This is a genomic window from Janthinobacterium sp. 78 (assembly GCF_003096775.1).
Taxonomy (GTDB): Bacteria; Pseudomonadota; Gammaproteobacteria; order Burkholderiales; family Burkholderiaceae_D; genus Janthinobacterium; species Janthinobacterium tructae.
The window spans coordinates 5779138-5793022 of the sequence record NZ_QENT01000001.1 but is presented as its reverse complement, the minus strand read 5'-3'; the positions used below and the strand labels follow the sequence as shown (position 1 = coordinate 5793022).

Annotated in this window: 14 protein-coding genes; 3 read left to right on the top strand and 11 right to left on the bottom strand. The window is 64.7% G+C overall.

Annotation, left to right across the window (positions count from 1 at the left end):
• Positions 1 to 361 precede the first annotated feature (361 nt).
• The 3 genes from C8C92_RS25430 (at position 362) to C8C92_RS25420 (ending at position 3681) form a co-directional block, all read left to right on the top strand.
• Positions 362 to 1627, top strand: coding sequence for a hypothetical protein (locus C8C92_RS25430; RefSeq protein ID WP_096237911.1), 1266 nt, complete (start codon positions 362 to 364; stop codon positions 1625 to 1627).
• Positions 1628 to 1637: 10 nt separating this feature from the next.
• Entirely contained in the window at positions 1638 to 2045 is a 408-nt protein-coding gene (locus C8C92_RS25425) for a hypothetical protein (protein WP_096237910.1), read from the top strand.
• Between the two features lie 61 nt (positions 2046 to 2106).
• Positions 2107 to 3681, top strand: a complete 1575-nt coding sequence (locus C8C92_RS25420; protein ID WP_116745616.1) for a methyl-accepting chemotaxis protein — start codon at positions 2107 to 2109, stop codon at positions 3679 to 3681.
• Between the two features lie 108 nt (positions 3682 to 3789).
• Here C8C92_RS25420 and C8C92_RS25415 read toward each other — a convergent pair whose 3' ends face one another.
• The 11 genes from C8C92_RS25415 to C8C92_RS25365 are packed head-to-tail and all read right to left on the bottom strand — an operon-like array spanning position 3790 to position 13683.
• Positions 3790 to 5013 (bottom strand): Xaa-Pro peptidase family protein, encoded by a 1224-nt coding sequence (locus tag C8C92_RS25415; RefSeq protein ID WP_116745615.1) that lies wholly within the window; start codon positions 5011 to 5013, stop codon positions 3790 to 3792.
• A 45-nt stretch (positions 5014 to 5058) separates the two neighbouring features.
• Positions 5059 to 5595, bottom strand: a complete 537-nt coding sequence (locus tag C8C92_RS25410) for a type II secretion system protein (protein WP_243420355.1) — start codon at positions 5593 to 5595, stop codon at positions 5059 to 5061.
• A complete protein-coding gene (locus tag C8C92_RS25405; RefSeq protein ID WP_116746122.1) occupies positions 5582 to 5965 on the bottom strand; it encodes a prepilin-type N-terminal cleavage/methylation domain-containing protein in 384 nt (127 codons plus the stop codon). Before C8C92_RS25405 ends, C8C92_RS25410 begins: the two co-directional genes overlap by 14 nt.
• Before the next feature lie 5 nt (positions 5966 to 5970).
• Positions 5971 to 6441 (bottom strand): type II secretion system protein, encoded by a 471-nt coding sequence (locus C8C92_RS25400; RefSeq protein ID WP_279340952.1) that lies wholly within the window; start codon positions 6439 to 6441, stop codon positions 5971 to 5973.
• Positions 6438 to 8315 (bottom strand): secretin and TonB N-terminal domain-containing protein, encoded by a 1878-nt coding sequence (locus C8C92_RS25395; protein ID WP_116745613.1) that lies wholly within the window; start codon positions 8313 to 8315, stop codon positions 6438 to 6440. Before C8C92_RS25395 ends, C8C92_RS25400 begins: the two co-directional genes overlap by 4 nt.
• A gap of 17 nt (positions 8316 to 8332) precedes the next feature.
• A complete protein-coding gene (locus C8C92_RS25390; protein ID WP_116745612.1) occupies positions 8333 to 8869 on the bottom strand; it encodes a hypothetical protein in 537 nt (178 codons plus the stop codon).
• Positions 8866 to 9486: a type 4a pilus biogenesis protein PilO gene (gene pilO, locus C8C92_RS25385; RefSeq protein WP_116745611.1), complete on the bottom strand. Its 621-nt coding sequence runs from the start codon at positions 9484 to 9486 to the stop codon at positions 8866 to 8868. The genes C8C92_RS25390 and pilO overlap by 4 nt, the downstream gene beginning before the upstream one ends.
• A complete protein-coding gene (locus C8C92_RS25380; RefSeq protein WP_116745610.1) occupies positions 9474 to 10016 on the bottom strand; it encodes a hypothetical protein in 543 nt (180 codons plus the stop codon). Before C8C92_RS25380 ends, pilO begins: the two co-directional genes overlap by 13 nt.
• Positions 10007 to 10795 (bottom strand): hypothetical protein, encoded by a 789-nt coding sequence (locus tag C8C92_RS25375; RefSeq protein WP_133250829.1) that lies wholly within the window; start codon positions 10793 to 10795, stop codon positions 10007 to 10009. Before C8C92_RS25375 ends, C8C92_RS25380 begins: the two co-directional genes overlap by 10 nt.
• Positions 10782 to 12479, bottom strand: coding sequence for a GspE/PulE family protein (locus C8C92_RS25370; RefSeq protein WP_116745608.1), 1698 nt, complete (start codon positions 12477 to 12479; stop codon positions 10782 to 10784). The genes C8C92_RS25375 and C8C92_RS25370 overlap by 14 nt, the downstream gene beginning before the upstream one ends.
• 10 nt (positions 12480 to 12489) lie before the next feature.
• Complete coding sequence (locus tag C8C92_RS25365; RefSeq protein WP_116745607.1) at positions 12490 to 13683, bottom strand: type II secretion system F family protein; 1194 nt, start codon at positions 13681 to 13683, stop codon at positions 12490 to 12492.
• Between the last annotated feature and the right edge of the window lie 202 nt (positions 13684 to 13885).

The following is a 13885-nucleotide window of genomic DNA, read 5'->3' as shown; positions in this document are numbered from 1 at the left end:
CCATCCGCGATCTTTGCGCGGGTGGCGCTTTTTTTTATCCGAGTTCTTTTCGTCTTGAATTATCCATAAGTGTATGAAAAATATACCGAAAGTGTGGTTTTTCACGTCTGCCCATTAGATAAAATCCTCTAGAAAGCATGTTTTTTCCATGAAAAATGGCAAAATCGGTAATTGCCTTGGGAAAACTTTTCAAATCAGACTTTTTCTCTGTAGCATGGTTCTACTCACTGGTCACACCGTCATTCACGCCATGCAAGGCGACGGCGGCGCAAAAAAGGACCCGGCCTGTTATAGCCGGTGAACCTCCGATCTAGAGCCCAACTCCACGATTAACGTTCACCGCTACGGGTATTTAATTACTATGAATAAACACGTCCTGATTTTTCTGCTGGCCATGCCCCTGGCCATCAGCCACGCCTACGCTGAAGATGTCGCCAGTGGCCCGACCGTCAAGATCAGCGGTTTCGGCACGGCCGCGCTGACTGTGGCCGATACCGACAAGGCGCAGTTCGCGCGTCCGAACCAGGCCGCCGGCGCCGGTCGGACAGCCCGTACGGGCGTCGATTCGAACCTGGGATTGCAGGCCAATGTCACCGTCAATCCCTGGTTGTCGGCCACCGTGCAAGGCCTGGCGCGCAAGGATGGCGAAGATGATTTCGGCGCCGAGCTGGCATGGGCCTTCGCCAAGGCCAAGGTGTCGGACAGCTTCAGCGTGCGCGTTGGCCGCATGGGTCTGCCCGTCTTCATGATTTCCGATTACCGTAACGTGGGCTATGCCAACACCATGCTGCGCCCACCGGGCGAAATGTATTCGCAGGTGCCCCTCAACAGCATCGATGGCATCGATGGCACTTACCAGTTCAGCTTGGGCGATACCAGCATCACCACGCAGCTGGCGCTGGGCCGCACCAAGGCCACCCTGGCAACGGGACCCGATTCGACCGTGCATGTGGAAGGCAAGTCCATCGTTGCGCTGAACATGGTGGCCGAACATGGTCCCCTGACCCTGCGTTTCGGCCGTGCCGAGACCAAGCTGACGATCAATGATTCGCCCAGCCTGAATACCTTAATGGGCAGCTTGCGCGCGGCCGGCAGCGGCTACCGGATCGCCCAGCTGGGCGCCCTGGCTGATGCGCTGGAAGTCAAGGACAAGAAGGCGTCCTTCACGTCCGTGGGCCTGGGCCTGGACTGGAACAATGTCCTGGTGCAGTCCGAGTATGCCAAGCGCAAGACGGACAGCTATATCAGCGACAGCACCTCGTGGTACGTGATGGGCGGCTACCGCATCGGCGCCTTTTTGCCGTACTACAGCCATGCCAGCCTGAAGGCCGATGATCGCGTGAATAACACTGTGCCTGCTGCCTGCCCGGCCGGTTATCCAGCCGCCTGCACGCCAACCCTGCGCGCACTGTCGGCCGGCGTCAATACCATGGCCAACACGCGCAACCAGCTGGAGCAATCGACGGACAGCATCGGCGTGCGCTGGGATTTCCACCGTTCGGCCGCCTTGAAGGTGCAGATCGACCGCATCAAGCCCAAGAATGGCCAGGGCCTGTTCGTGCAAGCCAAGCCGGGTTTCAGCGGCCCCGTCACGGTGGTGGCTGCCGCCATCGATTTTGTTTTCTAAGGAGCGCCGCATGAAACCATTTATTTTGCATATGGCTGCCTTGCTGGCCTTGTCGATGAGCGTTCCCGCCATGGCCGAAGTGGTCGTGGTGGTCAATCCCAAAAGCGCCGCCGGCGCGATGACGAATGAACAGGTAGCGCAGTTCTTCCTCGGTAAATCGACGGCCATGACGCCGATCGACCAGCCTGAAAGCGCTCCCGTGCGCGCCGAGTTCTACAAGAAAGTGACGGACAAGGAACCGTCGCAGGCGAAGGCCCTGTGGTCCAAGCTGGTCTTCACGGGCAAGGCGACCTTGCCGAAAGAGGTGGCCAATAGCGCCGACGTGAAAAAGGCCGTGGCCGCCGATCCGAAAGCCATCGGCTATATCGAGAAGAGTGCCGTCGACGCCAGCGTCAAAGTAGTGCTGACGGCGCCATAAAGCCGGCTCGGGCCGCGCGCCATGCGGCGGCCCGATAATTCATCAGAATCAGGAGACAGCAATGAGCATCAAACGCAAGATATGGGCGCTGCCCGTCGTCTCGGCCGTGATCTTCGGCCTGGGACTGGCCGTCAGTGCCTACCTGTCTACGGCCGCGCTCAATTCCATTCACGCCACCGAAAGCGCCGACTATCCCGTGCTCGACATGGCCAAGTCGCTGACGCTGGACCTGGCCGCCGTCGGTGACGGCTTGCGCGACGCCGTCAGCGAAGGCGACAAGGAGCGCATCGGGCAAGTCGATGGCCAGGCCGTCAAGCTGCGCGCCAAGCTGGCCGCCTTTGCCGCCATTCCTGGCCAGCGCGAGCACGGCATGCAACTGGCGAAGGAGTTTGACGCCTACTATGCGCCGGCCACGAGTGCGGCGCGCATCATGCTGGAAATGGAAGAGGGCGACCCGCAAGCGACCGTGGCGCGCATGCAGGGCGCGCTGGCGGTGCTCAATACGGACCTGGCCAAGACCAACGAACAGGCGCAAGCGCAATTCAAGCAGGGCATCGAGCGCAGCGCGGCGAATGTGCGTCATGCCCTCAATACCAGCATCGCCGTGGCGCTGGCCGTCATTGTTTGCCTGGCGGCCGTGTCGCACTTTGTCGTGCGCGCCATCTGGCAGCAGCTTGGCGGCGAACCGGAATATGCGCGCCAGATCGCGCGCGCCGTGGCCGATGGCGACCTCTCGATGGAGATCGTCACCGAATCGGGCGACCAGGCCAGTTTGCTGGCGGCGCTGAAGGAGATGCGCGGCCGGCTGGCCGGCATGGTGTCCGGCATCAAGGCATCGGCCGAAACCATCCAGGTGGCCAGCGCGGAAATCGCGCAAGGCAATGCGGACCTGGCCGCGCGCACGGAATCGCAGGCGGGCAGCCTGGATCAGACGGCGCGCAGCATGGATAGCCTTACAAGCACCGTGCGCGACAACGCGGCCAATGCGGGCCAGGCGCATGCACTGGTGGTGTCGGCGTCTTCTGTCGCGGTGAAAGGCGGGCAGGTGGTCAGCCAGGTGGTCACCACCATGGGCGAGATCAACGACTCATCGAAACGCATTGTCGACATCATCGGCGTGATCGACGGCATCGCCTTCCAGACGAATATCCTGGCCTTGAATGCGGCCGTGGAAGCGGCGCGCGCGGGCGAGCAGGGACGCGGCTTTGCCGTGGTGGCGTCCGAAGTGCGCAACCTGGCGCAGCGCAGCGCGGCAGCGGCGCGCGAGATCAAGCAATTGATCGGCGATTCGGTGGACAGGGTGAATGTCGGCTCGAAGCTGGTCGACGAGGCGGGGCTGACCATGGGCCAGATCGTCGACTCGGTGAAAAAAGTGGCCGACATCATGGCCGAAATCAGCGCCGCCAGCCAGGCGCAGAGCACCGGCATCGGCGATATAGGCGTGGCCATCGGCAGCATGGACCAGATGACGCAGCAAAACTCCGCGCTGGTGGAAGAGGCGTCGGCGGCCGCCGAATCGCTGCAGGAGCAGGCCGTGCAACTGGGCGTGGCGCTGGCCGTGTTCAAGCTGGCGAAGGACGGCGCTGTGTCGGATTACGTGCAAGGCGCTCCCGCGGCTTACCTGGCGTTGCGGTGATGTCGGATTACGCGCTACGCGCCTCGGCGGCCCCGCTAATCCGACCTACCTGGCTACCGGGCATTGGTGGCGTAGGTTGGATTAGCGCAGCGTAATCCAACACCCGGCTTAAGCCTGCAGACCGAACGGATCGTCGATGCTGTGCGCAGGTTGCGTGAACCAGCGCGGACCGTCTTGCGTCATGTAGAAATGGTCTTCGTGGCGGATGCCGAACTCGCCGGGGATGCAGATCATCGGCTCGTTCGAGAAACACATGCCCACGTCGAGCGGCGTCGTGTCGTTGCCCACCAGGTAAGGCCACTCGTGGATATCGAGGCCGATGCCGTGGCCCGTGCGGTGCGGCAGGCCGGGCAGCTTGTAGCCGGGGCCAAAGCCGTCTGCCTCCAGGGACACGCGCGCGGCGCGGTCCACGTCGCCGCAGGGCACGCCCAGCTGGGCGGCCGCGAACGCGGCTGCCTGCGCCGCTTTTTCGCTGTTCCACACGCTGCGCTGGCGCGCGCTGATCGTACCAAACACATAGGTGCGCGTGATGTCGGAGATGTAGTTCATCACCTGGCAACCCGTGTCGATCAGCACCGTGTCGCCCGCCTTCAAGGTCTGCACATAGTTGACGCCATGCGGGTAGGCCGTCGCTTCGCCGAACAGCACGATGCAAAAATACGAGCGCGGCGCCCCCACCTTGCGGTGCGCGCGCTGGATGAATTCTTCCACTTCCACCGTCGTGATGCCCTCGACCAGCATGCTGGCCGTGGCCACGTGTACGGCCAGGGTCATGTCCATCACACGCTGCATCAGGGCGATTTCCGCCGGTGACTTGCGGCTGCGGCAGTACGCGGTGACGGCGCGTGCGTTTTCCAGCGCATAGCCAGCGGCGAGCGGATTGATGCCATCGTAGATGAAGAAGGCGGCACTTTCGCAGATGCCCACGCGCGGCGGCGCAGCCGCATCCTGGGCTATCCCCATGCGCGCCAGCACGTCGGCGAACAACTGGTACGGGCTTTCATGCTCTTGCCAGCAATTGACCTTGCCCTCGATGAGCATGAAGCCCGTCAAGGTGCTTTCCTCGAAGGCTGGGGCGATGTATTCGATCTCGCCGCTGGCCGGCAGGATGGCGCCCACCATGCGTTCGCTGGCATACCATTTGGTACCCGTAAAATAGGTGAGGTTGGCGCCCGCGTTCAGGTAGATCGCGGCGATGCCCTGTTCGCGCATGAAGTCCTGCGCCCTGGCGATGCGTTGCGCATGTTCGTCCTTGCCGATGGCGACCATGCCGCCCGTCATGTCCGACAGCGATGCCAATGCCTGTTCGATGGAAATGCCACCTATGCTCATGCCTGCTCCTTTGTGCGATGCTGAATATGGAATGCGGGCATGATATCAGTTTGCGCCTTTCGGCTTGAGTCCCGGCGCGCCGCCAGCGACATCGGGCTGGGCCAGCATCAGGTCGTGCGGATAGGTAAAATGCCAGTCTGCGTAGCGCTGCTTGCGGCGCAGGCTGGCGTCTTCGTCGAGAAAATGATCCTGCTTGATGGGCAGTTGCGGCGACAGCGAATGGATGCCGACGATGCGTCCCTCCTGCCGCAGCACGCCCCATTCCGCCTTGCCGGTGACGGGGTCCGCATACAGGCGGCGCAAGTGCCGCCGGGCGTTGGCAAAGCGTGGGTCGCGCAGCAGTTCCTGCAAGGTCAAGGGATAGCGGGGTCGCCCGTCGCCCGGCGTGCTGTCGTAGTAACGGCCCAGCGCATTGCGGAATTCATGGCCGATGAACAGCAGTTCGCGCTCCTTCTCGCGCCGTGCGGCGGTGGCATGCAATTCGCTGGCCAACACCAGGCCGACACCCATGAAGGCCACCAGCATCAGGGTCCAGATATACGCGAAGCCCCGTGCGCGGCGTCGAAAACTAGAGCTGCTCAAAGGGGATGCCCTCGCGCGTCTTGCCCTTGGCGCCGCTGCGCACGTCGGCCACGCCGCTGATCTCGCCGTTCGGAGAAGGGATCAGTTGCCAGGTGGCGGCGGACTCCGTGACGGGGTCCAGCGGTACGCTGCGGAAGTAATGGTGGGTCACGAGGTCGGCCAGCTCGGTCGGATATTCTCCCTTGTCGGCGTAGTATTTATCCAGGCCGCTCCTGAGCACTTGCAGGTTTTCCTTCAGCGCGACTTCCTTCGATTTTTCCACCGAGCCGAAATAGCGGGGAATGGCAATCGTCAGCAGCAGCGAGATGATCGCCAGCACCACCAGCAATTCGACCAGGGTAAAGCCGCGCCGCGGGGATGAATAGGGCATGGGGATCACCATTGATTGAGCGGCACGCCGTTCAGGCCTGCCTTGGTCGAGCGCGAGGCGACGTCGAATACGTCCTCCCCTTCGCTGGGATTATCTGGCGGCGAGGCATAGGCGCGCTTGCTCCAGCTGTCGGCGGCGCTGCCTTCTTCCCTGGGCTGGAATGGGTCGCGTGGCAGGCGGCGCAAAAAATAGATGTTCTGCTTCGAGGGACTGCGCTGGTCGGGCACGCCCTCGACCAGTTCCTCAAGTTTTTTCGGGTAGCCGGAGGCGCCCAGCGACAGCTTGATGCGGCCATTGTCCGAGGCGCGCTTGTAGGCATCGATGGCTACGCGTATCTCGATCAGGGCGCTGCGCAATTCCTGCTCCTTCGCTCGTTGCAAGGCCACCTGCGCCATCGGCACGGCCACCGTGGCCAGGGTCGCCATGATGGCCAGGGTGATCATCAGCTCGATGAAGGTAAAGCCTTTATGCTTCACTGGCCACCTTTGCTTGTCTTGTCGGCGGCGGGCGCTTCGTCGCCGCCCGTCATGGGCGAGCCGGTACGCGGCGCGGCCTGCTCGGGTGCGGTAATGGCTTCCGGCGTGCCGCCCACGCTGGCACGGCCGCCCACCGCTGCCTCGGTGCCCGAGTTGAACTCGGCCGTCAGCAGGTCCGGGCGGCGGATGCTGCGCAGCAGGCGCGGCGTGATCGACAGCACGATCTCGCTGCGCATGGCGTCATCCTTCTGGCTGCCGAACAGGCGGTTCAACACGGGCAGTTCGCCCACGCCGGGCACCTTGTTGGCCGTGCCCCTGTCCTCGTCGCTGATCAGGCCTGCCAGCACCTGCGTCTCGCCATCCTTCAGGCGCAGCACCGTGGAAGCGCTGCGCGTGCCGATCTGGTATGCCTGCGTGCCCGTCTTGCTGATCACTTCCTTGACCACGTTCGACACTTCCAGGTTGATCTTGATGGCCACCTCGTCGTCCAGGTAGACGTTCGGTTCGACGTCGAGCTTCAGGCCCACGTCGATGTAATTGACGCTGTCGGAACTGACGCCGTTATTCGTCGTGACGGTAATGACGGGCACGCGGTCGCCGATCAGGATCTTGGCCTTTTCCTTGTTGCGCACGCGGATGCGCGGGTTGGCGAGGATATTGCTGTCGCTATCGGTCTTGTTGGCGTTCAGGGTGACGCCGCCGATGCCCAGGTTGATATTGTCGCCATTGATGCGGTGCAGGTCCGCCACTTTCAGGCCGCCCAGGCCTCCCGTGCTACCTGCGATGCCGGCCAGGGTCAGGTTGGCCTGGTCCGGCCAGCGCACGCCCAGTTCCATCAGGCGCGTGCGCTTGACTTCCAGCACCTCCACTTCCAGCATCACTTCCGGGTCGGCCAGGTCTTGCACGTTGATGATGCGTTCGGCCATGCGCACCATTTCCGGCGTATCGCGCAGCATGATGATGCCCAGGCGTTCGTCGGTGACGACGTCCTTGGCCTTGAGCAGGGTCTTGATGGAGAACGCCACCGTCTTGACGTCCGCATTGGCGAGAAAGAAGGTGCGTACCACGAGTTGCTGGTAATCCTTCACCTTTTGCGGCGTGTTCGGGTAGATCGTGATCGACTTGTCGCTGGTGACGCTTTGTTCCAGCTGGTTGGCGCCCAGCAGCATGGCAATCGCCTCTTCGATACTGGTGTCGCGCACGGAAATGGTGGCGCGCAGGGCGGGGTCGACTTCCTTGTCGAAGACGAAGTTCAGGCCCGACACCTTGCTGATGAAGTCAAACACGGAGCGCAGCGGCGCGTCGCGAAATTCCAGCGTCACGGGTTTGCGGTAGGCGGCGGCCAGCTTGCCGCCGGCCGGCCGGGCCTTGGCCTGCTCGTCGCCGATACGGCTTTTCAGGGCCAGCGCTTCGCGCTGTGCGGGGCGCTCTTGCAGCACCTGGCGCAAGGCTTCCTGCGCTTGCGCGATATTCGCTTCGCCGCCGCGCTGGTAGCTGGCCTGCGCTTCCTGCACCAGCTTGCGGTGCCGTTCCTCCTGCGCCACGCCGGCCAGGCCCCGCTGTGCCACGTCGTTGCTGGCGTCCAGCACCAGCGCCTGCTGGTACAGCGCTTGCGCTTCGGGCAGCTTGCCCTGCTGGCGCAGCGCCTCGGCGCGGCCATTCAGGTTATTGAGTGCGCGCATCCTGCCGTTGGTGACGGCGATGCGGTACTTGGCGTTGGTCGGCTCGGCCTGCGCCGCCTGTTCCAGCAGGGCCAGGCCCTGTTCCGTGCGGCCGGCCCCCAGCATGGCCTGGCCATCGTTGTAGGCCTGGTTGCCCGCACAGGCGGCCAGCAGGGACAGCACAGGGAGCAGGGTGAGGATAGTACGAGACATACGTGCGGCGCGTCGTTTCAATTGAGGTCCCCTACGGCGAGTGTCTGTTTCAGGTTGAGCGGCAGATAGGTAAATTGCAGGGCGCCCTGCACCACGCCGTCGAAGCGGTAGCTCTCTTCGAGCGTGTCGCCGGGCCGCGCCACCACGTTGCGTTCGCCCGCCTGCAGGAAGTAGGCCGCCTTGCCTTCATCGACAAAGCGGCCAAGGAATTGAAAGGGCAGCGGTGGCGGCGCGTTCGCATCGACGGCGGCGACAGTTCGCGTGGCCTGCGCCGCCTGCTGGTCGAGCATGATCTTTTTCGGCGTCTCCGGTTGCCAGCTTTGCTTGGCGAACAGGGTGGCCGCATCCTCGACTTCCAGCGCCCGGCGCGGATGGATGGCCAGCGCGCGATTGGTCTGCGGCGCGGCGACTGTAGCGAGCGGCGCGACCGCCACCCGTTCTACCTGGCGCGGCGTGGCCGTGGCCGGCCCGACGATGCTGCCTTCATCCTCGGGGGCGAAGAGGGCGGCCAGCAAGGTCGCCACGGCGGCGCCTCCCAGTACGGCTTTTTTCATCGGCGTACCTCCGCCTTTTTCACCAGCAGGATGAACTGGATGCGCGCGTCGATCTCGCCCGCTTCGATCTGCTCGCGCTTGAAGAGCACGGAGTCGAGCGTCAGGGTGGGCAGTGCCTGCAGGGCATCGACGATAAAGGTTTGCAGCTGCGCGTATTCGGCCTTCACGGGCAGGGTGATCTGGTAGCGCAAAAAGGCCGTGTTACCGTCTTCCTGCGGCTTGTAGTCAGCCTTGGCCAGGGTGACGCCGCTCTTTTGCGCCACTTCCAGCAAGGCCTTCAGCTGTTCGGGAATGCTGTCATGCGCGGGCAGGTAGGCGTGAAAGGCGGCCAGGCTGTCGGCATCGGCATCGAGCGTGATTGGTGCCGGCGGCAGCGCCGACTGTCTGGCAGCAGCGGCCAGTTGCGCCGTCAATTGCTGCTGGTGTGCGGCCAGCGCGTCGCCTTGCTGCACGGCGAAGGCGGCCAGCGCCAGGCAGGCCGCGCCGATGGCGCAAGGCCAGCCCAGCGTATGCCACAGCCGCTGCGCTTCCCACTGCAGGCGCGGCGGCATGCGCAGCTGCAGGCGCGGACGGGACACGGGCGCGCTGGCTTTTAGTGCCGGTTTTATTGCCGCCATTGCGCCTCCAGCTGAAAACGATACGCGTGTTCCGGCGCGTTGGCGTGCATCTCGTGCTTGAGCAGATACACGGAGCTGAACATGGGCTGCTGGTTCAGGAAGGCCAGGTAGTTGAGCATGTCCTGCGGCGTTTCCGCTTCGGCGGCGATTTTCAGCACGCTGGCACCATCCTGCCCCTGCTGCGCGTTCAGGTCCAGTCCCAGCAAGGCCACGCGCACGTCGCGCGGCGGCTGCACCGTCCTGACCAGGCGCGTAACGGGCAGGTTAAGCTGGCGCACGGCGGCGGCCACCTGTTTCAGTTCGAGGTCGCGTTCGCGCTGCTGGCTTGCCGAAAGGGGCGCGCGCACGGGACGCGCTGGCTGCAGCTGCGCCAGTTGGGCTTCCAGGCGCCGCGTCTCCTGCGCCTGCACCAGCCAGTACACGGCGGCCGGCAGCAGCATCAGGCCGCCCGCCAGGCACAGGGCCAGGCGCCAGCCCTTGAAGGTCTGCCTTGCTCCGGGCGGCAGGAATTCCAGGCGGCTCAGGCCCATGCGGCCTCCCGCATCAGGTGGGCGCCGCTGGCCACGGCGATGGGCACGAAGCGTTCTGGCACCTCCGCTTGCGGCACGCCGCTCAGGTCGAGCAGCGCCACCTGTTCGATGGCGTCGAGCTGCGGCGCGCGCAGGTTCCAGCGCCGCCAGGCGCTATCCAGTTCCTCGCCCCAGGCGGCGCCGCAGGACTGGCTGTGCATGGCCGTGATGCGCCCGCCGCTGGTCGTTGCCAGCAGCAGCCGTCCCGCTTCCACCAGGGCGAAGGCGGCAGGTTTGCCGCCGGCGATGTTGCGCCAGGCGGGACCGACGATGGGTTCGATGGACAGGCAGCGCCGGCCATGCGCTGCGGCCGCATCCTGCACGCCTTGCAGCAATTCCCCATCGATGCCGCAGGCCAGGCGCGGTTTGCCATAGGGCGCATCGTCGGCAGCCAGGCGCCAGGCGCGCGCGCCATCGCCATACACGGCAGCGAACTGGCCATGCAGGAAGCGCTGCGCGCTGGTTCGGTCGAGCAGGGCGCCGCTCCACGGCACCATCAGCATGGCGCACCAGCGGCTGGCCAGGCTGACGGCCAGCGGCAGTTTTTTTTCATTGTGCTGTTCGAGCCAGCCGCGCAGGGCGGCCAGCGCCACTTCCCAGCTGGCGTCGGGGTTCGCAATGGGCAGGTGGAAGGTGCTGTCGGGCACGGGACGGCCGGTGCGGCGCAGCACGCCGTCCAATCCGTGCGGCGCCAGGTGCAGGCACAGGGTGGCGCGGGTAAGGCGTTCAATAAGTGACACGATTGAGCTCCGCTAAAGTGGTTTCGCCGCGCCGCACCAGGTCCAGGCCCGCTTCGCGCGCCAGGCGAAAACCGTTGCGCGCCGCTTCTTCCTTCATCTGGCTCAGGGGCGCGCGCGTGCAGATCATTTCGCGCATGGCGTCGCTGAGCATCAGCACTTCGGCGACGGCCTTGCGGCCTTTGTAGCCGGTGCCGCGGCAATGGCCGCAGCCCTTGCCGGCCATGAATTGCCAGTCCTGCAGCTGGTGCAGGGCCAGGCCGCTGTCGCGCAATTGCTGCGCATCGGCCAGTACCTCGGCGCTGGCGTCGACGGCGCAATGGACGCAATTGAGGCGCAGCAGGCGCTGCGCCACGATGCCGTTCAGGGCCGCCGCAAAGCTGTAGGCATCGACGCCCATATGCAGGAAGCGGCCCACCACATCAAAGACGTTGTTCGCGTGCACGGTGGTAAATACCAGGTGGCCCGTGAGCGCGGCCTGCACGGCGATCTGCGCCGTTTCGTCGTCGCGGATCTCGCCGATCATGATCTTGTCGGGATCGTGGCGCAGGATGGAGCGCAGGCCGCGCGCGAACGTCAGCCCCTTCTTTTCATTGACGGGGATCTGCAGCACGCGCGGCAGTCGGTACTCGACGGGGTCTTCGATGGTGACGATTTTGTCGCGTCCCGTGTTGATTTCCGTGATGGCCGCGTACAGGGTGGTGGTCTTGCCCGATCCCGTGGGCCCCGTTACCAGCAGCATGCCATGCGGCTTGGCGGCCAGGCGGCGGATCTGCTCGATGGCATCTTCGTTCAGTCCCAGGCTTTCCAGGCGCAGCGCCTGCGCCGCTTCCGTCAGCGCGCGCCGGTCCAGCAGGCGCAGCACGGCATCTTCGCCAAAGATATTGGGCATGATGGAGACGCGAAAATCGATTTCCGCCCCTTTGACGCGCACCTTGAAGCGGCCATCCTGCGGGATGCGGCGCTCGGCGATGTCCAGGTCGGCCATGACCTTGATGCGCGAGATGATCTGTTCGGCCATCGCCAGCCCCTGTACCTGGCCCGCCTGTACCAGCACGCCGTCGACGCGGTACTTGATGACCAGGCTGGCCACGTCGCATTCGAGGTGGATGTCGCTGGCCTGGAATTTCAGGGCGTCGTAGATGGTGGAGTTCACCAGTTTGACCACCGGGCTGCTGTCCTCGCTGATGCGTATCAGCGAGATATCTTCGATACTCTGGTCAAGTCCCGGCACATCATCACCGTGTTGCATCTCCTGCATCGCCTGCTGCACGCTTTCCTGCTGCAGCAAATAGGCGGCCAGGTCGTCCGGGTGCGCCAGCGCCACCGTGAAGGGCGTGGACAGGGCAAAGTCGGCCCATTGCAGCAGGTCTTCGGCAAACGGGTTGCCGATGACGAGCACGGGCGGCGCGCCGGGGGCGCCCGGCTGCAGCAGCACGCAGTCGCGCTGGGCGCAATCCGTGTAGGGCAGCAGGGCAAAGGCGGGCAAGGCAGCCTGCAGCTCGGCCATCGTCCACGCCGGGTAGCGGAACAGGGCGGCCAGCTGGCGCAAAAAGACTTCGGGCGGCAGGGCCGCCGTTTCCTGCAGCACCGCCATCTGCGGGCGGCCCTGTTCCAGCGCGCTGGCGTGGGCCCGGCGCAGCATGGCCGCATCGAGAACGGTGCGTTCTTCGTCGCGTGCGTTCATGACATGAACTTCAAGATAAGCTCCCGGCCAGTTCAAAGATCGGCATGTACATCAGCACCACCACGCCGCCGATCACCACGCCGATGATGGTCATCAGGAGCGGCTCGAGCAGGCGGGACGCCCAGTCCACCCAGCGGGCGAATTCCTCGTCGTGGAACTTGGCCGAGCGTTCCAGCATGTCGCCCAGGCGGCCCGTGTTTTCTCCCACTTTCAGCAGCGATTGCGCCACCGGCGTGGCCATGCCGGCGTGTTCCAGCGCGGTGGAAAACGGCATGCCTTCCTGCACCGCGCGGCGCGCCTGCGCCAGCTGTTCCTGTTGCGCCGGCAGCAGCATGGGGGCCACCATGGCCAGCGCCTTGTGCAGCGGGATGCCGGCGTGCAGCAGGAGGCTCAGGGCGCGGTAGAAGCGGGCCAGGCGGAACTCCGCCGCCTTGTCCGCCAGCACGGGCAGGCGCAAGAGGCGCAGCACGAGGGCTTGGCGCATGGCGCGGTTGGCGATGCCGAACACCACGGCGGCCACGCTGGCGGCGAGCGCCGTGGCGCACAGCAGCGGATGCGCGGCCAGCGTTTGGCCAAAGCCCAGCAGCATTTGCGACATCCAGGGAATCTCGCGGCCCGAGCTTTCGTAGACGACGCTGAACTTCGGCACCACGTAGCCGAGCAGGAACAATGTCACCAGGCCGCCGACGACGAGCAGCATGCACGGGTAGATGGCGGCGGAAATGAGTTTTTTGCGGATGGCGTCGAACTGCAGCTGGTAGCTGACAAAGCGCGCCAGCGCTTCGGGCAGGTTGCCCGAGCGTTCGGCCGCATGCACGGTGGCGATGTAAATGTCGGGGAAGATGTCGGGGAAACCGGCCAGGGTGTCGGAAAAGCTTTGCCCTTGCTGCAGGTTGAGCACGATGGCGGCCAGCGTGGCCTTGGCGCCCGGGCGCGTTTCCTTGTTGTGCAGGGTGGCCATGGCCTCGCCCAGGTTCAGGCCCGCTTCGAGCAGGGCCAGCAGCTCCTGGCTGAATTGCAGCAGGGGCAGTCCCTGTTTGCCCGGGCGTAGCGCGGCGCCCGTGTCTGAGGTGGCGCCAGCGTCGACGGCCAGCACGCGCCAGCCGCCGCGCACGGCCGCGCGGATCGCCTCGGCCTCGCTGGCGGCGTCGACGGCCAATGCCTGGCTGCCGGCCGGGCCCTGCACCTGGAGGTGGAACTGCATCGCCGGCTCAGGTGAGCAGGGCGACGGAAGTAGACAGGAACAGGCTGCCAGGGAGGAAGGTGCGTGCGGTCAAAGTAGGCATCGGTAGGGAACAATCCAAAAAAAGTTCAATTCGTCGCGGGTACCGGCAGCAGCAAGAGGCAATGAGTTGCCTCAGGGTAGACTGGAATTGCCAGAAAATCAATCGTGCGGTGTTGCATGC

Coding starts and splice junctions, on each gene's coding strand:
- C8C92_RS25405 (WP_116746122.1), bottom strand. CDS start 5,965: ATGCCCTATTCATCCCCGCGGCGCGGCTTTACCCTGGTCGAATTGCTG.
- C8C92_RS25415 (WP_116745615.1), bottom strand. CDS start 5,013: ATGAGCATAGGTGGCATTTCCATCGAACAGGCATTGGCATCGCTGTCG.
- C8C92_RS25380 (WP_116745610.1), bottom strand. CDS start 10,016: ATGGGCCTGAGCCGCCTGGAATTCCTGCCGCCCGGAGCAAGGCAGACC.
- C8C92_RS25420 (WP_116745616.1), top strand. CDS start 2,107: ATGAGCATCAAACGCAAGATATGGGCGCTGCCCGTCGTCTCGGCCGTG.
- C8C92_RS25365 (WP_116745607.1), bottom strand. CDS start 13,683: ATGCAGTTCCACCTCCAGGTGCAGGGCCCGGCCGGCAGCCAGGCATTG.
- C8C92_RS25430 (WP_096237911.1), top strand. CDS start 362: ATGAATAAACACGTCCTGATTTTTCTGCTGGCCATGCCCCTGGCCATC.
- C8C92_RS25390 (WP_116745612.1), bottom strand. CDS start 8,869: ATGAAAAAAGCCGTACTGGGAGGCGCCGCCGTGGCGACCTTGCTGGCC.
- pilO (WP_116745611.1), bottom strand. CDS start 9,486: ATGGCGGCAATAAAACCGGCACTAAAAGCCAGCGCGCCCGTGTCCCGT.
- C8C92_RS25370 (WP_116745608.1), bottom strand. CDS start 12,479: ATGAACGCACGCGACGAAGAACGCACCGTTCTCGATGCGGCCATGCTG.
- C8C92_RS25395 (WP_116745613.1), bottom strand. CDS start 8,315: ATGTCTCGTACTATCCTCACCCTGCTCCCTGTGCTGTCCCTGCTGGCC.
- C8C92_RS25425 (WP_096237910.1), top strand. CDS start 1,638: ATGAAACCATTTATTTTGCATATGGCTGCCTTGCTGGCCTTGTCGATG.